The organism is Hymenobacter defluvii (genome assembly GCF_017589435.1).
Taxonomy (GTDB): domain Bacteria; phylum Bacteroidota; class Bacteroidia; order Cytophagales; family Hymenobacteraceae; genus Hymenobacter; species Hymenobacter profundi.
In genome coordinates, this window is the sequence record NZ_JAGETX010000154.1 from 1 (window position 1) to 229 (window position 229).

Sequence of the window (229 nt, forward strand, 5' to 3'; positions counted from 1 at the left end):
GTATTTACTTCGTGTTTAATTACCTATAATGGGAATCTATTTAATATATTAATTTCAAATATAAAATTTATTGTAATAAAGAAAACTCCTGTAGAATGCCTCGTAATTTGTTGAATAAATTAACCGTTACATAGATATGATTAGCGTCATCATCCCATGCTTTAATTACGGTTGGGCCTTGGCTGAAACTTTAGAGTCAGTGCTTGCTCAGACTTACCAGGAATGGGAG

At 32.3% G+C, this 229-nt stretch carries 1 protein-coding gene; it reads left to right on the forward strand.

Annotation, left to right across the window (positions count from 1 at the left end; all coding sequences use genetic code 11):
- Positions 1-136 precede the first annotated feature (136 nt).
- Positions 137-229: glycosyltransferase family 2 protein (locus tag J4D97_RS24125; RefSeq protein WP_208309682.1), on the forward strand; the 93-nt coding region annotated here is incomplete at its 3' end.